At 64.3% G+C, this 18,186-nt stretch carries 17 protein-coding genes and 1 pseudogene; 11 read left to right on the top strand and 7 right to left on the bottom strand.

The annotated features are described in order from the left end of the window. Positions 1–205: 205 nt before the first annotated feature. On the bottom strand, positions 206–523 hold the full coding sequence (locus JNA92_RS17245; protein ID WP_241805871.1) for a DUF2388 domain-containing protein: 318 nt from the start codon (positions 521–523) through the stop codon (positions 206–208). A gap of 131 nt (positions 524–654) precedes the next feature. Further along, on the bottom strand, positions 655–1,170 hold the full coding sequence (locus JNA92_RS17240) for a GNAT family N-acetyltransferase (protein WP_241805870.1): 516 nt from the start codon (positions 1,168–1,170) through the stop codon (positions 655–657). Between the two features lie 145 nt (positions 1,171–1,315). Here JNA92_RS17240 and JNA92_RS17235 point away from each other — a divergent pair, with 145 nt between their 5' ends. The 5 genes from JNA92_RS17235 (at position 1,316) to JNA92_RS17215 (ending at position 6,746) form a co-directional block, all read left to right on the top strand. After that, positions 1,316–1,945, top strand: coding sequence for a glutathione S-transferase family protein (locus tag JNA92_RS17235; protein ID WP_241805869.1), 630 nt, complete (start codon positions 1,316–1,318; stop codon positions 1,943–1,945). Between the two features lie 242 nt (positions 1,946–2,187). Next, entirely contained in the window at positions 2,188–3,453 is a 1,266-nt protein-coding gene (gene codB, locus JNA92_RS17230) for a cytosine permease (protein WP_241805868.1), read from the top strand. Then, complete coding sequence (locus JNA92_RS17225; RefSeq protein WP_241805867.1) at positions 3,450–4,667, top strand: PucR family transcriptional regulator; 1,218 nt, start codon at positions 3,450–3,452, stop codon at positions 4,665–4,667. Before codB ends, JNA92_RS17225 begins: the two co-directional genes overlap by 4 nt. Positions 4,668–4,671: 4 nt before the next feature. Then, positions 4,672–5,913 (top strand): cytosine deaminase, encoded by a 1,242-nt coding sequence (gene codA / locus JNA92_RS17220; protein ID WP_241805866.1) that lies wholly within the window; start codon positions 4,672–4,674, stop codon positions 5,911–5,913. Between the two features lie 98 nt (positions 5,914–6,011). Next, positions 6,012–6,746, top strand: a complete 735-nt coding sequence (locus tag JNA92_RS17215; protein ID WP_241805865.1) for a hypothetical protein — start codon at positions 6,012–6,014, stop codon at positions 6,744–6,746. A 16-nt stretch (positions 6,747–6,762) separates the two neighbouring features. On the opposite strand, the pseudogene JNA92_RS17210 reads toward JNA92_RS17215, so the two are convergent. After that, positions 6,763–7,304: pseudogene (locus JNA92_RS17210) on the bottom strand (WYL domain-containing protein). Positions 7,305–7,566: 262 nt separating this feature from the next. Next, positions 7,567–8,991: a PLP-dependent aminotransferase family protein gene (locus JNA92_RS17205; protein ID WP_241805864.1), complete on the bottom strand. Its 1,425-nt coding sequence runs from the start codon at positions 8,989–8,991 to the stop codon at positions 7,567–7,569. 325 nt (positions 8,992–9,316) lie between these two features. Between JNA92_RS17205 and JNA92_RS17200 the strand changes: the two genes are divergently transcribed. Beyond that, entirely contained in the window at positions 9,317–10,726 is a 1,410-nt protein-coding gene (locus tag JNA92_RS17200; RefSeq protein WP_241805863.1) for an amino acid permease, read from the top strand. 3 nt (positions 10,727–10,729) lie between these two features. On the opposite strand, the gene JNA92_RS17195 is transcribed toward JNA92_RS17200, so the two are convergent. Beyond that, positions 10,730–10,909, bottom strand: a complete 180-nt coding sequence (locus JNA92_RS17195) for a hypothetical protein (RefSeq protein WP_241805862.1) — start codon at positions 10,907–10,909, stop codon at positions 10,730–10,732. A gap of 103 nt (positions 10,910–11,012) precedes the next feature. Between JNA92_RS17195 and tam the strand changes: the two genes are divergently transcribed. Next, positions 11,013–11,789: a trans-aconitate 2-methyltransferase gene (gene tam, locus JNA92_RS17190; RefSeq protein WP_241805861.1), complete on the top strand. Its 777-nt coding sequence runs from the start codon at positions 11,013–11,015 to the stop codon at positions 11,787–11,789. Here tam and JNA92_RS17185 read toward each other — a convergent pair. Together JNA92_RS17185 and JNA92_RS17180 are read right to left on the bottom strand one after the other, a co-directional pair. Next, positions 11,779–12,153, bottom strand: a complete 375-nt coding sequence (locus tag JNA92_RS17185) for a DUF2784 domain-containing protein (protein ID WP_241805860.1) — start codon at positions 12,151–12,153, stop codon at positions 11,779–11,781. The genes tam and JNA92_RS17185 overlap by 11 nt on opposite strands. 175 nt (positions 12,154–12,328) lie before the next feature. After that, positions 12,329–13,198, bottom strand: coding sequence for a LysR substrate-binding domain-containing protein (locus tag JNA92_RS17180; RefSeq protein WP_241805859.1), 870 nt, complete (start codon positions 13,196–13,198; stop codon positions 12,329–12,331). A gap of 241 nt (positions 13,199–13,439) precedes the next feature. Between JNA92_RS17180 and JNA92_RS17175 the strand changes: the two genes are divergently transcribed. The 4 genes from JNA92_RS17175 (at position 13,440) to JNA92_RS17160 (ending at position 18,105) form a co-directional block, all read left to right on the top strand. Next, on the top strand, positions 13,440–14,756 hold the full coding sequence (locus JNA92_RS17175; protein ID WP_241805858.1) for an MFS transporter: 1,317 nt from the start codon (positions 13,440–13,442) through the stop codon (positions 14,754–14,756). A 14-nt stretch (positions 14,757–14,770) separates the two neighbouring features. Continuing rightward, positions 14,771–16,162, top strand: a complete 1,392-nt coding sequence (locus JNA92_RS17170; RefSeq protein WP_241805857.1) for an FAD-dependent oxidoreductase — start codon at positions 14,771–14,773, stop codon at positions 16,160–16,162. Positions 16,163–16,257: 95 nt separating this feature from the next. Next, on the top strand, positions 16,258–16,968 hold the full coding sequence (locus tag JNA92_RS17165) for a YebC/PmpR family DNA-binding transcriptional regulator (protein WP_039603624.1): 711 nt from the start codon (positions 16,258–16,260) through the stop codon (positions 16,966–16,968). Positions 16,969–17,160: 192 nt separating this feature from the next. Continuing rightward, positions 17,161–18,105, top strand: coding sequence for a LysR family transcriptional regulator (locus JNA92_RS17160; RefSeq protein WP_241805856.1), 945 nt, complete (start codon positions 17,161–17,163; stop codon positions 18,103–18,105). Positions 18,106–18,186: the final 81 nt, after the last annotated feature.

The raw sequence follows: 18,186 nt of genomic DNA, 5'->3' as shown, positions 1-18,186 counted from the left end.
ACAGGCCCGGGCGTCGACCGGAACACGGCGCTTGTAGTTTAGGGAAGGGGTTGGGCAGCGGTTGCCTGGACCCAGGCGATCGAGAACGTCAGGCAATGACGTAGAGAGGGCGGGGCATAGGCATCGGTTCAACCTGGGCAGGATGAACCGCTGAACCTAGCCCCCCTCACGCGTGTACCTGGGTGGCCCTGACGCCATACAGGCCTCAGTGGTGAGCCATTGGGTCATCTTGGGACAAGATGGCTCGAGCCAGCTCCTCATCGCTGGCCTGCAAGCCAGGATTGTCCTTGCGTGCCTGTTCCAACGCCGACTCTACGTAGGCGCCGCGAATGGCACCGCCGCTGGCGACGAATGCAGACAGCTCGTCACGGGCGGGGATGATCCGTTTATCATCCTTGAAGGTCGAATACAGCGAGGCGGATACACCGGCCGAGGTAGCGACGTCGCCCGCATCGACGCGGGCCATGGCAGCACCGGCTGGCAGCAGGAGCAGCAGCGCAGGGGCGAGCAATAGGTGGCGCATAGCGTGTTCTCCAATAGCGTGAAGCCCAAGGGAAATACCACTCAGTGAGTAAGATGGCAGAACTGAGGCGGTAGTTCCCTTGATGCATCGATACCGTCGCGCACCGTTCGCAAAGCCAGCAGCACCGGGGCTCAGGGGCGTCGATAGAGCGGGCGCGGCGTGCTCGGGTCGAGTTCGGTGAGCTTGGCGCCGGCCCGGACGAAGCCGGAACGCTCCGCCAGCCGCTGGCTGGCCTGGTTGTCGATGTCGGTGGTCAGCCACACCGGGGTTGCGATGGCATCGAGCAAGCCAGTCAATGCTTCGCGCATCAGTCCCTTGCCAGTGAACGCCTGGCTGGCCCAGTAACCCACCTCGTACTCAGCGTTGCCCGGGCGCAGGCCGATGCAGCCAATGACTGCGTCACTGTCCAGGTGCAGCACAAAGTAACGCTTTTCGGCTGCGGGGTCGAGAAACTCACGGGCACTCAGCTGCAGGCTCTCGCGCACTTCCGGCAGCGTCCAGTCGGGCTTGGCCCAGGCCAGGAAGGGTTGGTGCAGGGTATAGCTATCGAGCAGGGCCTGGCGCAATTGCCCTGCAAGCGCCGGGTCGGGGCGGACCAGGCGGGTGCGCGGGGTGGTCAGGGTGCGAGGGAGTGTGGGGTAGGGCATAGGGGCCGTCCTGGCATGCGGGGGTAGCGCTCTACTTTGCGCGTGTGCATTGACCGTGTCGAGCCGGCGTGGTCTGCTCGGGCTGGCGGCCCCTTTACGGCCCTGACCAACAGCGCTATCGCCCCTGGGAAAATGAAGGATTACCATGCCCGACTACACGCTCCATTGCTTCGCCGAATCCGGCAATGCCTATAAAGCCGCACTCATGCTCGAACTCACCGGCCAGGCCTGGCAGCCGGTATTCGTCGATTTCTTCAACGGCCAGACCCGCGACCAACGCTGGCGGGATGAGGTCAACGAGCAGGGCGAAGTGCCGGTGCTGGAGCATGCGGGAAAGACGATCACCCAATCGGCGCTCATTCTCGAATACCTCGCCGAACGCACCGGCCAGTTTGGCCCGCGCGATGACGACGAAAAGCGCGAAATCTGGCGCTGGATGCTGTTCGACAACCACAAGTTCACTGCCTATTACGCGGCGCTGCGCTTCATCTTCTGCCTGAAGAACGCTGGCGAAACACCGGTAACTCAGTTTCTGCGAGAGCGCGCCACGGCGGCTTACCAGGTAGTCGATGCGCACCTGGCGAAAACGCCCTATATGGTCGGTGGGCGCCTGACCATCGCCGACCTGTCGCTGGCCGGCTATGTGTTCATGCCGGAAGATACCGGCATCCCGTTGGCTCAGTTCACCCATATCGAGGCGTGGAAAGCGCGTATCCAGGCGCTGCCGGGTTGGAAGCATCCCTATGAACTGATGCCACGCACCGCTTCGGCCTGACCGGCCGCGTCGTCCTTCAGGGGCGGCCGGGTGGAAACTACCCAGCCGCGTCCCGCTTTGGTGCGCGGCGGCCTCAAATTGAGTCATTTGGCACATAAAAAACCATCACGAACGTGCACATCTGTGCACCTTGCACACTATTTGCCATGCCGTGCGCCCGCTATTTCGAGGTACAGCCGCCCGACAGAAAGCGGCCCGCATATTGCTCTGGCTGCTCCAACTTCAACCCGGAGCACCCGACAATGAGTTCCCCGTCAGAATTCCCGCTTTGCGAGGCGCCGCAGCACGCCCGCAAGGGCCTGTTGCCAATCGCCATGGTCCTGTTCAGTTTCACCTTCTTCACCGGCACGATGTTCGCCGGGGGCAAGCTGGGCATGGCCTTCGGCTTCGTCGACATGCTCTGGATCGCCACCCTCGGCAACACCCTGCTGGCCCTTTACGCCGCCGCGCTGGCGTTCATCGCTTCGCGCAGCGGGCTGAACACTGTATTGATGGGGCGCTTCTGTTTCGGCGAGGCCGGCAGCCGGCTGTCGGACTTCCTGCTCGGTTTCGCCGAACTGGGCTGGTATGCGTGGGGTACGGCCACTGTGGCGATCGTGCTGGTCAAGCTGCTTGGGCTGGCCGAGGGGTTCACCGTGCCGTTGATGGTGCTGTTCGGGTTGGGCTTCAGCATCACGGCAATGGTCGGCTTCAAGGGGCTGGACCTGTTGTCGCGGGTATCGGTGCCGCTGATGTTCGCCCTGCTGATCATCTCCATGGCAATCGCCACCCGCGACGTGGGTGGCCTGCAGCAACTGGCGGCATTGGTGCCGCATGAAACCATGACCTTCTCGGCGGCGGTGACCATGGTCTTCGGCACCTTTGCCAGCGGCGCCACCCAGGCCACCAACTGGACGCGCCTGTCGCGCAGTGGGCGGGTGGCGGTGACGGCCAGTGTGGTGGCATTTTTGCTCGGCAATGGGCTCATGGTCGTGGCCGGCGCCTGGTGCGCGATGGTCTATCAGCAGGCCGACATCGTCGAAGTGATGATGCTGCAAGGGCTGTCGTTCGCAGCGGTGGTAATGCTCTGCCTCAACCTGTGGACCATCCAGGGGCCGACCCTCTACAACGTTGCCGCCGCAGCTTGCCACCTGGTGCGCAGCGAACGCCGGCGCACGGCCACGCTGGTAGCGGCAGGGGTGGGCATCGTGCTGGCGATCGGTGGCATGTACGAGTTGCTGATTCCCTTCCTGGTACTGCTGGGCTCGATCATCCCGCCGGTGGGTGGTGTGATCATGGCCGACTTCTGGTACCGCCACCGTGGCAAGTATCCGGCCCTGGCCACGGTCAGCCTGCCGCGTTACAACCTGCTGGGGCTGTGCGCCTATGGCGTCGGTGCGGTGGCGGCCTGTGCCTCGCCCTGGGTGGCGCCACTGGTGGGCATCGGAGCCTCGGCGCTGTGCTACATCGTGCTGCTTGAGCTGGGCGGCCGACGCCGGGCCCTGGGCCAAGCGCGGGTCGAGCCGTGAGCCTGGCCCTGGAAGAGATCCTGCACCTGCCCGGCCTGCACGAGATGAGCGTGCGGGCGGGCGCACGCAATTTGCAGCGGCGGGTGCGCTGGCCCTATGTGGCGGAGAACGAGGGCATCGCCGAATGGGTGATGGGCGGCGAACTGGTGTTCGTCACCGGCATCAACCATCCACGCGGCGAGGGCAACCTGTTGAGCCTGGTCGAAGACGGCGATGCGGTGGGTATCGCCGGCCTGGTGATCCTCACGGGAGGCACCTTCATCAGGTGCATTCCGGCCGCGGTAATCGAGCGCGCCGAGCAGTTGGGGCTGCCACTGATCGAACAGCCCTACGCCCTGAAGATGGTGGTGGTCACCCACCTGATCGGTACCGCGCTGGTACAGATGGCCCAGGTGCGTCGCTCGCGCGACGACATCCTCGGGCAACTGCTGAGCGGTGATTATCCGAGCCTGGCGATCGCCCGGCAGCGGGCCGCGCATTTGCAGCTCGACCTGGAGGGGCCACGGCGTCTGGTAGCGTTGCGCTTGTCTGCGGTCGATGGACTGTTCGAACGGCATGGCCTGGCCAAAGGCGAACGCCTGTGGCAGGACACCCGCCAAACCCTGGAAGACCAGCTTGAAGCCTGGTGCCGGGCCCGGGCCGGCGCGGTCACCGCGCAACTGGCCGGTGACCTGTTCGTGTTGCTGCTGCCCGATACCCCGGACTTGCGTGCAGCCCTGGCTGCCCTGCACCGGCAACTGGCCGCGCAGGCAGGCGAGATGGGGCTGTTCATGGGGCTGTCGAGCCCCGCCGAGGACTGCGGCCATTACCGCCAGGCCCTCAACCAGGCGCGCCAGGCCCTGGAGGTGGCGCAAAACCTGCGCCCAGCCACCGGCCTGTGCGACTTCAGCGAGCTGGGTGTATTGCGCCTGTTGCAGGGCATTGGCGACCGTTCGCTGCTCGATGACTTCGTCGCCCAGACGCTCGGCCCGCTGCGCGCCCCCGGCCGTAAACAACCCAATGCACTGCTGCACACCCTCGATGCGCTGCTCAAGGAAAACGGCAATGGCCTCAAGGCTGGTCAGCGCCTGGGTTTGCACCGCAACACCATCAATCAAAGAATGCAACGCATCGAACAACTGAGCGGGCAGTCGCTGGACGACCCGCTTTTCCGTATGAACGCTGCGGTCGCTATGCTGATATGGCGCATGACCGAAGCCCAAGGCAAGGAGTAACTCCATGAACATCATCAACGCACGTCTGCGCGGCAAGGCCGGCCTGGTGCGCATCGAGCTGGACGGCGAGCGTATCGCCGCCATCGTGCCCCAGGCCAATGTCGTCATGGCCGCCGGCCCCGATGACCTGGACGCCCAGCAGAACCTGGTGGTGCCGCCTTTCGTCGAGCCGCACATTCACCTCGATGCCACCCTCACCGCTGGCGAGCCGAACTGGAACATGAGTGGCACGCTGTTCGAAGGTATCGAGCGCTGGGCCGAGCGCAAGGCAATCACCACCCACGATGACATCAAGGCCCGCGCCAAGAAGACCATCGGCATGCTGGTGGACCATGGCATACAGCATGTGCGGACCCATGTGGATGTGACCGATCCCAAGCTCACCGCGCTCAAGGCGATGGTCGAGGTGCGTGAAGAGGTGCGCGAGCTGATCGACCTGCAGATCGTCGCGTTTCCGCAGGAGGGCATCGAGTCGTACGCCAACGGGCGGGCGCTGATGACCGAGGCGGTGGCGATGGGCGCCGATGTAGTCGGTGGCATTCCACATTTCGAGAACACCCGCGACCAGGGCGTGTCGTCGATCAAGTTCCTCATGGACCTGGCCGAGCGCACGGACTGCCTGGTGGACGTGCATTGCGACGAAACCGACGACCCGCAGTCGCGCTTCCTCGAAGTGCTGGCCGAAGAGGCGCGGGTACGCGGGATGGGGGCACGGGTTACCGCGAGCCACACCACGGCCATGGGCTCGTATGACAATGCCTACTGCTCCAAACTGTTCCGCCTGTTGAAAATGTCGGGCATCAACTTTGTTTCGTGCCCGACCGAAAGCATCCACCTGCAAGGGCGCTTCGACAGCTACCCGAAACGCCGCGGGCTGACGCGTGTCGCCGAAATCGACCGCGCAGGGATGAATGTGTGCTTCGGCCAGGATTCCATCGTCGACCCCTGGTACCCGTTGGGCAATGGCAACATCCTGCGCATCCTCGAGGCCGGGCTGCACATCTGTCACATGCTGGGGTACGAAGACTTGCAACGTTGCCTGGACCTGATCACCGACAACAGCGCGCGCACGCTCAACCTTGGCGAGCGCTACGGCATCGAGGTGGGGCGACCGGCGAACGTGTTGCTGCTGTCGGCGCCGGACGACTACGAGATGGTGCGCAGCCAGGGCCATGCGCTGGTGTCGATCCGGCAGGGCAAGGTGCTGATGCGCCGCACCCAGGCGCAGGTCGAACGCTTTGCCTGAAGGGTTAAGGGGCCACTGAGTGCTTGCCTGGCGGTGTTGAACTTGGCACCCTTTGTGGCCTCTGAACCGTCGATGCCGTGACAGAAGGAAATTTACCCTTGAGTTGGGACAAAATCGGGAAACTTCTCGTAGCCCTGTTGCTTGGCCTGATGGTCTGGCTGGTGGCCTATGTGGCGCTCAAGAGCAACGACCGCCTTGAAGCTTCCCTGACCTACGCCTACCTCACTTACCCAAGCCAGTTCAGCGAGCGTATCAGCAAGACCAACGACCAGCTCAAGTACGAGCGGTTGCAGCCACGCATCACCAGCATCGGCCAGGGGGCGTTGAGCCAGGATCAGGTCGACAGGCTGATCGACCTTGCCCAAGCGCCCTACGCGCAACTGTTCGCCAAACCGTTCGAGGCCGGCCTGGTGGATCACCGTACCGGCTTGCTCATCGAGCTGCGCAACACAGGTGACACCGAGGTGCGCGAGGTGAAGGTGCGGCTGCCGGCCAAGGGCCTGGTGCAAGTGCGCGACGGCTCAGGCAACGACACCCTCTACGAGGCCCCCACGGCCATGATCGAGATCCCTGTGATCGAACGTGGCAGGGCGTGCAAGGTGTGGGTCTACTTCGATGCCGACTACTCGCAGATCCGCCAGGGTGGTATCAGCATCACCCATGCCGAGGGTGTGGCGGATGTGCAGGTGTACCGAGAGTTCATCGGTTTTCCGGCGCTGGTGGCGCGCTACAGCCGGGAGTTGATGGTGCTGCTTGGTGTGCTGGTGCTCAGCGTGTTGGGCCTGGGCTACGCCTGCCTGGCGCGGCCGCGCAAGCCCGTATTGCCTTCCTGAGGGTGCCAGCTGGCGCCTAGTGGCCGGTGTCGTGCAAGGCCAGGCTTTGGCGCAACTGCTCGATCACGGCTGTGCGCAATGCCTCTGGCGCTTGTACACGTATCGAACCCGCCTGGGACAGCAGCCAGCCCATCACGCGCGGCTATCGTCGACGGTGGCATCCAGTGTCGCGCCGCCGTCGCCGTGCGGGGCCAGGCGCATGTCAGCTGACAAGGGCTCATCTTCCAGGCGCCGTGCGAGGGCATCATCCACCCAGGCGCGCAGTTCGATCTGCCGGGCAGGGCAGAGCGCATCCGGCTGCAGCAGTTGAGCCGCACCCGGGCTGCGGCCTGGCTGCCAGTACCAGCCGTAGGGCATACCTTTGTTGTTGCAGCGCAAATGGAACAGCGAAGCAAGCTCGTTGAGGTCTCTTTCCACTGTCCGTTTGCTGGTCTTGAAGCCGACCTTGGCCAATGCGGCCTGCAACTGGGTGGAGCTCATGCCCGGATGGCGGTCGGGCAGCAATTTGAGCAGTTGCCACTGGCGGGCGATCGTATGGCGGGTAGAGTTGCTGGGCAAAGGGCTCGTCCTTGAAGTTCAGGCGTGGTGCGTGCCTGAATGATGGCAATTGGCTATTGCCGCGAGCATACCCGTTCATTGGATCGGATCCAAGTTCAGCAGGATCAGTGGCATGGCCAGTGCCGTGGTTAGCGGGGCCGGGGGTTACGGCATAGAGGTTGCGTGCTCATAGCACCCATCGGATAGAGCGCCGCGCGCGGCGCTTGGGGTGCAGACGCTGAAAATGCCGCGGCCAGCAGGCCCGCAGCACCCTCCGTAAGCCCTAGATGCCCGCCCGGCGCACGTGCTTGACCAGCACCTTCTCCAACAACTCCCACATCGCAGGGTCGGTACTGAACGCCACATTGAACCGCATCCACCCGGTCGGCTTGGCATCGACCATGAACAACTGCCCGGGCCCGAGCATGATGCCTTTCTCCAGCGCATCATCGAGCAGTGCAGCGCTGTCGGGAAGCGCCGGGTGACGGGTCCATATGTACATGCCTTCATCCGACTCGATGAACAGCTCGAAACCCAGCCGGTGCAGGTGCCGGCCAACTTCCTGGTGGGCCTCGGCCAGGCGCTGGCGCAGGCGCTTGAGGTGCTTGCGCCAGCGGCCGTCGATGATCGCGGCATACACCACGCGCTCCATCACCTGCGAGGTGGTCAGGCCCGAGCGCATCTTCAGGTGCAGCAGCTTCTGCGCCAGGTCCGGGTTGGCCAACAGGTAGCCGACCCGCACGTTGGGCGAAATGCTCTTGGAGTAGCTGCCCACGTACACCACCTGTTGCAGGTGGTCGAGGCTTGCCAGGCACGGCTGTGGCTCGGCGACCATGTCGGCGTACAGGTTGTTTTCCACCAGGCGAAAACCATGCTGGCTGGCCAGTTGCAGCAAGCGGTGCAACTGCGGCAGCGGGGTGCGCGAGCAGGTCGGGCTGTGCAGGTGTGGCTGGGTGAAGAAAGCCGTCGGGCGATGGTGCGCCAACAGCTGTTCGAGGTGGTTGAGGTCGTAGCCGTTGGGGGTGCGTGGCACTCCGATCAGGGTGGCGCCCTGGGTGCGCAGGATGCTCATCAGGTTGGGGTAGCCGGGATCGTCCACCAGCACCACGTCGCCCGGGCGCACCAGCGTGCGCACGGCAAGGTCCAGGGCCTGGCTGGCACCGTGGGTGAGCATCAGCTGCGCCGGGTTGGCGACGATCGACAGTTCCTGCTGCAGGTTCTGCGCGGTCAGCGCGCGTAGTTCCGGCAGGCCCATCGGGTCGCCATAGCCGGACAGCTCCAGCGGGCTGCCGGCAACCTGGCGCAGGCCGCGGCGCAGGCCTTCTTCGTACATCCAGTCGTTGGGCAGCCAGCCGCAGCCCGGCTTGAATGGCAACTGGCGGGTCTCGAAGATCTGCTGCAGGTACCACTCGGAGTTGAACGAGGGCCGACTGGCATCGGCCTCGGCGCCGTGGTTCTCCAGCAGTTCCGCCGCCGCGCGGTTGACGAAGAACCCGGCATTGCCCTTGCTCACCAGCAGCCCCTGGGCAACCAGGCGGTCGTACGCCTCGACCACAGTGAAGGTGCTCACCGAGTAGGTCGCGGCAAACGCGCGGATCGACGGGACCTTGGCACCTGGCTTGAGGGTCTGGTTGTCGATCAGCTCACGCAGCCCGTCGATGATCTGGTTGACCAACGGCGTCGAGGAGTCTGGGTGTAATTCAAGCATTCGGGGGCCTTGAGGGTGCGTAACGGCAGGCGCCTGGAGGGTGTATTGCATCGGCGACCTGTACAGTGCAGTGCGACTTTCATGCCACTGTGCATGGCTCTATGTGCCGGACATTTTTACATTAGGTGTCAGATATCGCCACATAAAGCATGTTCAGTTCGCCCAAGGGGCAAACCCTGGGGCGCGTCAGCAGGCCGCCATGGAAGGCCTGCGTGTGTAACCGCACACCTCCTGCCCGCATTAGCACTGATGTACAGGTGAGGCCGATGACCATCGCGGCCTTACAGTTTTCCTTGGATAAAAAGAAGCACGGGGTACACAACTGATGGACGCAACATCCACAACCACCACCGCGAACAGCGGGCATGAGAGCAAACTCAGTGCCTCGCTCAAGTCGCGCCACCTGACGATGATGTCGATCGCCGGGGTTATCGGCGGCGCCTTGTTCGTCGGCTCCGGCAGCGTGATCCACAGCGCCGGCCCGGCGGCTGTCCTGGCCTACCTGGCAGGCGGCATCCTGGTGGTACTGATCATGCGCATGCTGGGTGAAATGGCGACTTCGTCGCCCGACACCGGTTCGTTTTCCACCTACGCCGACCGCGCCATCGGCCGTTGGGCCGGTTTCACCATCGGCTGGCTGTACTGGTGGTACTGGGTCATCCTCATGGCTTGGGAAGCTTATGTGGCGGGCAAGATCCTGCATGGTTTCTTCCCTGATGTGAGCGTCAACGTGTTCGTGCTGGCCACGACCCTGGTGCTGATCACCGTCAATTTCTTCAACGTCAAACACTACGGTGAGTTCGAGTTCTGGTTCGCGTTGATCAAGGTGATCGCGATCGTCTGCTTCCTGATCGTGTGTACCGCAGCGGTGATGAACATCTGGCAATTCGGTGAAGTGCGCGGCATCACTCACCTGACCGCCGAAGGCTTCATGCCCAATGGCATCACCACGGTGATCGGTGCGTTGCTTGGCGTGATGTTCGCCTTCCTCGGTGCCGAAATCGTCACCATCGCCGCCTCCGAAGCCAAGGACCCGGCCACTCAGATCGTCAAGGCCACCAACTCTGTGGTGTGGCGGGTATGCCTGTTCTACGTCGGTTCGATCTTCCTGATCGTCTGCCTCGTGCCGTGGAACGACCCGCACCTGGGCGTTTCCGGTTATGGCGCGTATCGCCGCACCCTGGAACTGCTGGGTGTGCCGTATGCCGAGCTGTTGATGAACTTTGTGGTGCTGACCTCGGTGAGCAGCTGCCTGATCTCGGGCCACTACACCGCTTCACGCATGCTGTTCTCGCTGGCGCAGCGTGGCGATGCGCCGTCGTTCTTCAAGTCGACCCGCCCCGGTACCGGCGTACCGGTGAACGCGATCATCGGTTCGTGCGCCGTGGCCGTGGTGTGCGCGCTGATCAACTTCAGCGAGACCCTGCGCCCGAAAGACGTGCTCGATACGCTGATGAACACCACCGGCATGATCGCTTTGCTGGTGTACCTGGTCATTGCCTTCTCGCAGCTGCGCATGCGCCGCAAGCTGATCGCCGAGGGCAAGGAAGTCCGTTTGAAGATGTGGCTGTTCCCGTGGCTGACCTACCTGGTGATCGCCTTCATCGTCGCCGCGCTGGTGACCATGGCTTTCATGCCTGACTACCAGATCCTGGTGATCTCCACCGGCATTGCCGCGGCCGTCGTTGTGGCCATGGGTGTGGTGCACCAGATGCGCAGCGCCCGTAAGCACTAAGCGCTAGCGCTTGCCCGAAGCGGCCGGCTCCCTCGTGGACCCGGCCGTTTCGCGTTGATGGGCGGGGGTTTTCTCATCCGGCATGTGAAAGCGCCCGTTCATCCAGGGTGAGCCGAGCAGGGCGGCGGCAGCCATCAGGGCCAGAAGGGCCAGGGCCAGGAAGGGTTTCATCGGCATACGCATATGAGGACTGACTTCCAGGATCCGCGAACAGTTCCCTCGACAGGGCCCGTACAGGCGACAGATGGCTTATGCTGAGCACATTGCCCGCCAAAAGGAGCCCCTCATGGCTTGGTCCGCCACCCAGTATTCCCTGTTCGAAGACGAACGCACCCGTGCGGTGCGCGACCTGCTTGCCGCGGTGCCGCCACGCCCGGTGCGCCATGCCACCGACCTGGGGTGCGGCCCTGGCAATTCCACCGAAATACTGTTGCAGCGCCATCCCGACGCCCAGGTGACGGCCCTGGACAGTGACCCGGACATGATCGACAAGGCCCGTGCACGCCAGCGCTTGCGCATCCCCAGGGTGCGTTGCGAAATCGCCGATATCGCCCAGTGGGCCGCCCCCGAACCGCAGGATCTGATCCTGGCCAACGCTTCACTGCAATGGCTGCCTGACCACGGTTCGCTCTACCCGCACCTGGTGCGCCAGCTCAGTGAGGGTGCAAGCCTGGCTGTGCAAACCCCGGACAACCTTGACGAGCCGGCCCACCGCCAGTTGCGCGAGATTGCCGGTCGTGGCCCTTGGGCCGAAAAATTCGCCGACCTGAGTTTGCCGCCCCGGCATAACGCGGCGTTCTACTACGACCTGCTCAGCCCGCTGTGTACGCGGGTGGACGTATGGCGCACGACCTACCATCACCCGTTGACCGGTGGCGCCGAGGCGGTGGTGGAGTGGTTCAAGGGGTCGGCCCTGCGGCCTTATCTGGCCAGGCTGGACGAGAAAGAGCAGGCGGACTTTCTGCAGATGTACCTGCAGGCCATGCAGCACGACTACCCGGCGGCCACCGACGGCAAGGTGCTGCTGCCGTTCCCGCGGCTGTTCGTCATCGCTACCCGGTAGGTGAGCGGCGCCAGCGCCGGATCACACAGCCATAGATCACGAGGTTGACCACCAGCACGACGCCGCCCAGCAGCCATTGGATCTGCGGGGTCAACCCGGCAGGGTAGATCAGCGGCCAGATGTAGTGCTCGACGAAGCCGCCGTGGTAGCCGGCACCGCCTGCGGCGAAGCGCATGCGGTTTTCCCAGTCGGTCAGCGGGCATTCCAGGTGCAGGCCCTCGACCGCCAGGCCCCAGGCCAGGGCGGGCAGGTGGATGAACAGGGCGGGGCGCCACTTGAGCACCAGCAGGCCGCCTGACAGTACCAGCAGGATGAAGGCCAGGTGCAGCAGCACCAGGGTGTCGGCGGCTAGACGGTAGAGCATGGGGTATGCAGTTTGACAGGGATGTATACCCAGCATAGTTATGAAGGCTTCACTGGCCTATTGAACACGGCACTCAAGACTGGAGGTGCTGGGCGTTTTCTAGCCAGGATGGCTTTTGCGGGGCTTTCTCTCGAGTCTTGCATTGGATTTACCGGCCCAATCGCCCGCAAGGCCGCTACAAGCTTTCCTGTACCACCTGCAGGAACGTGGCCACCACCCGCCGGGTACGCTGCTCGCTCAAGCACACCAGTGTCTCGGTGAGGTGCCGCTGGCAATCGACAATGGGCAGTGCACACACCCGCGCATCGGCGCCGAACTCGGCGGCCGACACCACCCCCACGCCAATCCCCACCACCACCGCCTCGCGCGCGGCCTCGCGGCCTTCGACCTGAATGGCGGGGCGAATTCGCAAGCCAGCGCGCTGCATTTCTTCCTCAAGCGTCTGCCTGGTCACCGAGCCAGGCTCGCGTAGTACCAGCGGCGTGTCGTCCAGGTCTGCCAGGCTGATCGAGCCACGGCTGGCCCAGGGGTGGTTGTGCGAGACGAAGGCCACCATCGGGTCGCGGCGCAGCGGCACGCAGTGCAGGCGCTCATCGTCGACATCGCGCCCCAACAGTGCCAGGTCGGCCTGGTAGCTGAACAGCCGGGCCAGGGATTCATCGGTGTTGCCGGTCTCGACCTTGACCTGGATGCCCGGGTAGCGCTGACAAAAGCGGGCGATCTGGGGCAGCACGTGCACCGGCGCATCCACCGCCAGCACCAGGCTGCCGGTGTGCAGGGCGCGGGAGTCTTGCAGCAGTTCGTGGGCTTCGGCCTCACAGGCGAACAGGCGCTTGCTGATGCCCAGCAGGCGCTCGCCCAGGTCGGTCAACTGCACCGAGCGTTTGTTGCGGTGGAACAGCAACACCCCGAAGCGCTCTTCGAGCTTGCGCACCTGGTCGGAGACGGCCGGCTGGGTCAGAAACAGCTTTTCTGCCGCCCGGGTGAAGCTGCCGTGCACGGCCACCGCATGGAAAGCCTTGAGTTGAGCGTGGGACACCGACATGTCGACTCCAGTAACAAGCTGAGCTTATGTGTGAAATACGATAAATCGATTTTATTTATCAGTCACCAGCTGTTTCCATATTCATCAATCCCGGCGCTGCCACGAGCAGCTGCGGGACATGGCGCGCACCCCCGCGCCATCTGACCAGATGACGAGCCACGTCATGCAGTGCGCAACACAAAAACAAGACAGGCGTTTATTCACATTCTGCCGGCACACTTGAGCAAGAGGTCAGACGCACATGAATCACTCTCTAGCCGCGTTGAAACGTTGGCGCATCCAGATTTTCGCCATCACCTGGCTGGCCTACGCCGCCTTCTACTTCACCCGCAAGGCCTTCTCGGTGGCCAAGCTAGGCATTGGTGAAGACCCGACATTCATGCTCGACAAGGCATCGATGGCCAACCTCGACGCCATCTACCTGGCCGCCTATGCGGTGGGCCAGTTCACCTGGGGCATGCTGGCCGACCGTTTCGGCCCGCGCGTGGTGGTACTTGGGGGCCTGTTGATTTCGGCGGCGGCAGCCGTGGTGATGGGCAGCTACGCTACCTTCCCGATCTTCGCCACCTGCATGCTGATCCAGGGCCTGGCGCAGTCCACGGGCTGGGCCGGGCTGTGCAAGAACATCGGCAGCTTCTTCCCCGCCGTGCAGCGCGGCCGGGTACTGGGGTTGTGGAGCTCCTGCTATGCCTTTGGCGGCCTGGTCGCCTCGCCGTTCGCCGGCTGGTGGGCCTACACCCTGATCGGCACCTGGCATGCGGCATTCTTCTCCAGTGCCGCGGTGGTTGCTGCGGTGGCGGTGCTGTTCTTCTTCCTGCAGCGCAACAAACCCGAAGATGTAGGCTTGCCGGCGGTCGAGCCGGAGCCGCAGAGCATGGCGCCGGCCGGTGGCCTGTGCAGTGTCTGGGCGCCGCTGCGCGAGATCCTGCACAACCGCACGGTGTTGACCCTGGGCCTGGCGTACTTTCTTCTGAAACCGGCGCGCTACGCGATCCTGCTGTGGGGGCCGGTGATCGTCTTCGAGCAGATGCCCTCGGTGGGCAAAGTAGGCGCTGCGATCATCCCCACGGCCTTTGAACTGGCCGGGCTGCTGGGCCCGATCATCATTGGCCTGGCATCGGACAAGCTGTTCGGCGCACGGCGCATGCCGGCCTGTGTGATCAGCCTGGTGCTGCTGACCGTGGCCCTGGCGGCGTTCATGGCCGCCATGCACAGCGGGAGCATCGTCATGGTGGTTGGTTTGCTGTTCTTCATGGGCCTGACCCTGTATGGGCCGGACTCGATGATCAGCGGCGCGGCGGCCATCGACTTCGGCACGGCCAAGGCCGGTGCCACGGCAGCCGGTTTCGTCAATGGCTGCGGCTCGGTGGGCGCGGTGCTTGGCGGCCTGCTGCCCGGTTACTTCGACAGCGTCACGGTGTTCATCGTGTTCGCTGGCTGCGCACTGTTCTCGGCCCTGGTGCTGCTGCCGCACTGGAACAGCCGTCCGGCCAGTGCAGCCCAGGCCAATGATGTGGCTCCCAACACCAGCATGGCGATCAAGCCACTGCGTACCTAAAGGAAAGCGAGCGAATGAGACCCTTCTGGCTGCAACAGGCCCTGGATTGTGAGCAGGACGCGGTATGCCCGCCGCTGCAAGGCGATGCCCGCTGCGACGTGTGCATCGTAGGCGGCGGCTACACCGGCCTGTGGACCGCGCTGATGCTCAAGGAGGCAGTACCGTCGCTGGACGTGCTGCTGATCGAGGCAGACATCTGCGGTGCGGGCGCCAGTGGGCGCAATGGGGGGTGTGCGTTGTCGTGGTCGGCCAAGTACTTCACCCTCGAACGTCTGTTCGGGGTGGCTGAAGCGGTACGCCTGGTAAGCGAGTCGGAGCGCAGCATCGGTGCCATTGGCGCATTCTGCACGGCCAATGGCATCGATTGCGACTACCGCCTGGACGGCACCCTGTACACCGCCACCAACCAGGCCCAGGTGGGCGCCACCGATGCGGTGATCGCTGCGCTGGAGCACAGGGGGATCAATTCATTCGAGCGTTTGCCGCTGGACGAGGTGCAGCGCTTGGCCGGTTCAGCGCGGCACCTGGAAGGCTGGTTTTCGCCAGCCGCCGCCACCGTGCAGCCAGGCCGGTTGGTGCGCGGCCTGCGGCGGGTGGCGTTGCAGCGCGGCGTGCGCATCCATGAAGGCACAGCCATGACCGGCCTGGAGCACGGCGCCCCGGTGCAGGTGCGCACGGCCCATGGCACGGTGCGTGCCGACCGTGTCGTGCTCGGCCTCAATGCCTGGATGGCGCGAGCCTTCCCGCAGTTCGAGCGCAGCGTGGCGATCGTTTCCAGTGACATGGTGATCACCGAGCCGTGCCCCGAGCTGCTGCGCGAGATCGGCCTGAACAACGGCATCAGCGTGCTGGACTCACGGATTTTCGTGCATTACTACCACAACACCTCTGATGGGCGGCTGATGCTCGGCAAGGGTGGTAACACCTTCGCCTATGGCGGGCGCATGCTGCCGGTGTTCGATCAACCCTCGCCGTACCGGCCACTGCTGCGTGAAAGCCTGGCCGATTTCTTCCCTGCCTTGGCCGATGTGCCGCTGGCGGCCAGCTGGAACGGCCCCTCGGACCGCTCGGTGACCGGGCTGCCGTTCTTTGGGCGGTTGGACGGGCAGGGCAACGTGTTCTATGGCTTCGGCTATTCTGGCAGCGGGGTAGGGCCGTGCCACATGGGCGGGCAGATCCTCTCGTCCCTGGCGCTGGGGCTGGACAATCCGTGGACCCGCTCGCCATTGGTCAAGGGCCCGTTGGGGCTGTTCCCGCCGGAGCCGATCCGCTACCTGGGCTCGCTGATGGTGCGCAATGCTATTCGCCGCAAGGAGCGCGCCGAAGACCGGGGGCTGCGGCCACGCCACCTGGACGTACGGCTGGCCCGCTTCGCCGCGGCGGCGGGCAAGGCCGACAAAGCATGAGATTTCTTGTCGAACACTGGCCCGAGGGCGTATAAACTGCTCCCACTTTTTGGCCGGTCGCTTCCTGAACCGGCCGCTGAAACAAGAGAGTCGACATGGGCGCACAGTGGAAAGCCAAGCATAGAGAAACAGCTGCCAATGCCAAGGGCAAGATCATGGGCAAGCTGTCCAAGGAAATCCAGATCGCGGCCAGGTCGGGCGCCGATCCCGACATGAACCCACGCCTGCGCCTGGCCATCGTGCAAGCCAAGAAGGCTTCCATGACCCGCGAGACCCTGGACCGGGCGATCCGCAAGGGCGCGGGCCTGGACGGTGATGCCGTGCAGTACCAGGCGGTGACGTACGAAGGTTTTGCGCCGCACCAGGTGCCGCTGATCGTCGAGTGCCTGACCGACAACGTCAACCGCACCGTCGCGCAGATTCGCGTGCTGTTCCGCAAGGGCCAACTCGGTGCCAGCGGTTCGGTGGCGTGGGACTTCAACCATGTGGGCCTGATCGAAGCCATGCCCGACGGCGATGCCGACCCGGAAATGGCCGCCATCGAGGCCGGTGCCCAGGACTTTGAAGAAGGTGAGGAAGAGGGCTCGACCCTGTTCATCACCGACACCACTGACCTGGATGCAGTGCAAAAAGCCCTGCCGGAGCATGGTTTCACTGTTTCTTCGGCCAAGATCGGCTATACCCCGAAGAACCCGGTGAGCGCTGCCAGCCTCAGTGCCGAGGCGCTGGCTGAAGTCGAGGCGTTCCTTGAAGCGATCGACGAGAACGATGACGTACAGAACGTCTATGTTGGCCTGACCGAGTAAAAAGCGGGGCCGCCTTGCGGCCCAATCGCCGGCAAGCCGGCTCCCACAGGGACGGTGCAAGCCTCAGGTTCCCGCGGGCGCAGCGCACCCCCTGGGTTCTTGCGGGCACACTGCGGGCCATGGGCCTGCGAGGTCCTTGTGGGAGCCGGCTTGCCGGCGATTGGGCCTGTGATACTGCATTGGGAAGCCTGTATGAACCCAACCTTCGCCTCCCTCAGCCTCGCCCACCTGCGTACCCTTGACTGCCTCCTGCAGCTGAAAAACCTCAGCCACGCCGCCGAGCGCCTGGGCGTCAGCCAGTCGGCGTTGAGCCGCCAGCTGGCCCACCTGCGTGAAGCCTTCGACGACCCATTGCTGGTGCGCCAGGGCCGCGGCTACGTGCTCAGCGAATACGCCCAAGCCCTGGTCGAACCGCTGCGCCAGGTGCTGGAAGAACTCCAGGCCCTGCGCCAGCCCGCCGCGTTCGATCCGGCCCGTTGCGAGCGGCGCTTCTGCCTGGCCGCGTCCGACTACGTTGCAGAGCACATGCTGCCGCTGCTGGTGGCGGCGTTGGAGCAGGAAGCCCCCGGCGTCAGTATCGACTACCGCACCTGGCAGGCCGGACAATACGCGTTGCTGGCCAGCGGCGAGATCGACCTTGCCACCACCCTGTTCGACGAGTCGCCGGCCAACCTGCACGGCCGCCTGCTCGGCGAGGACCGGGCGGTGTGCCTGATGCGCCGCGACCATCCGCTGGCGGCCTGCGAAGTGCTGAGCCAGGACGACTACCTGGCCTTCAAGCACGTGCGCATCTGTGGCGGTGGCGACAAGGACAGCTTCATCGACCGCCACCTGCGCGCCCAGGGTCTGCAGCGGCGCATCAGCCTGGAGGTGCCGTTCTTTTCGGCCACCGTGCAGGTGGTGGGTAACAGCCAGGCATTGGCGACGTTGCCCGAGCACATTGCCCGCCAGCTCTGCCGGCTGCATGGCCTGGCCTGGCGCCCGTTGGGGTTTGTGGAGCATACCCAACGCTACTGGGTGGTGTGGCACCAGCGCCTGCAGGCGTCGGCCGAGCACCGCTGGTTGCGCAACCGGGTGTTCGAGCTGTGGCGCCAATCACAGTTCGGTGTGCAGGGTGGGCATGCGGGTTCGCCATAGCAGGTATGCGCGAAGCGGGGTTATACGCGTGGCGGTACGCGCCTAGACTGGGGCCCTTGAGCTGTTGGTGACGCCCCATCG

This window comes from Pseudomonas putida, from assembly GCF_022627325.1.
Lineage (GTDB): Bacteria > Pseudomonadota > Gammaproteobacteria > Pseudomonadales > Pseudomonadaceae > Aquipseudomonas > Aquipseudomonas putida_X.
The sequence above is the reverse complement of the archived record's forward strand: the minus strand, read 5'-3'. Positions and strand labels throughout refer to the sequence as shown.

Coding starts and splice junctions, on each gene's coding strand:
- JNA92_RS17245 (WP_241805871.1), bottom strand. CDS start 523: ATGCGCCACCTATTGCTCGCCCCTGCGCTGCTGCTCCTGCTGCCAGCC.
- JNA92_RS17240 (WP_241805870.1), bottom strand. CDS start 1,170: ATGCCCTACCCCACACTCCCTCGCACCCTGACCACCCCGCGCACCCGC.
- JNA92_RS17235 (WP_241805869.1), top strand. CDS start 1,316: ATGCCCGACTACACGCTCCATTGCTTCGCCGAATCCGGCAATGCCTAT.
- codB (WP_241805868.1), top strand. CDS start 2,188: ATGAGTTCCCCGTCAGAATTCCCGCTTTGCGAGGCGCCGCAGCACGCC.
- codA (WP_241805866.1), top strand. CDS start 4,672: ATGAACATCATCAACGCACGTCTGCGCGGCAAGGCCGGCCTGGTGCGC.
- JNA92_RS17205 (WP_241805864.1), bottom strand. CDS start 8,991: ATGCTTGAATTACACCCAGACTCCTCGACGCCGTTGGTCAACCAGATC.
- JNA92_RS17200 (WP_241805863.1), top strand. CDS start 9,317: ATGGACGCAACATCCACAACCACCACCGCGAACAGCGGGCATGAGAGC.
- JNA92_RS17195 (WP_241805862.1), bottom strand. CDS start 10,909: ATGCGTATGCCGATGAAACCCTTCCTGGCCCTGGCCCTTCTGGCCCTG.
- tam (WP_241805861.1), top strand. CDS start 11,013: ATGGCTTGGTCCGCCACCCAGTATTCCCTGTTCGAAGACGAACGCACC.
- JNA92_RS17185 (WP_241805860.1), bottom strand. CDS start 12,153: ATGCTCTACCGTCTAGCCGCCGACACCCTGGTGCTGCTGCACCTGGCC.
- JNA92_RS17180 (WP_241805859.1), bottom strand. CDS start 13,198: ATGTCGGTGTCCCACGCTCAACTCAAGGCTTTCCATGCGGTGGCCGTG.
- JNA92_RS17175 (WP_241805858.1), top strand. CDS start 13,440: ATGAATCACTCTCTAGCCGCGTTGAAACGTTGGCGCATCCAGATTTTC.
- JNA92_RS17170 (WP_241805857.1), top strand. CDS start 14,771: ATGAGACCCTTCTGGCTGCAACAGGCCCTGGATTGTGAGCAGGACGCG.
- JNA92_RS17165 (WP_039603624.1), top strand. CDS start 16,258: ATGGGCGCACAGTGGAAAGCCAAGCATAGAGAAACAGCTGCCAATGCC.
- JNA92_RS17160 (WP_241805856.1), top strand. CDS start 17,161: ATGAACCCAACCTTCGCCTCCCTCAGCCTCGCCCACCTGCGTACCCTT.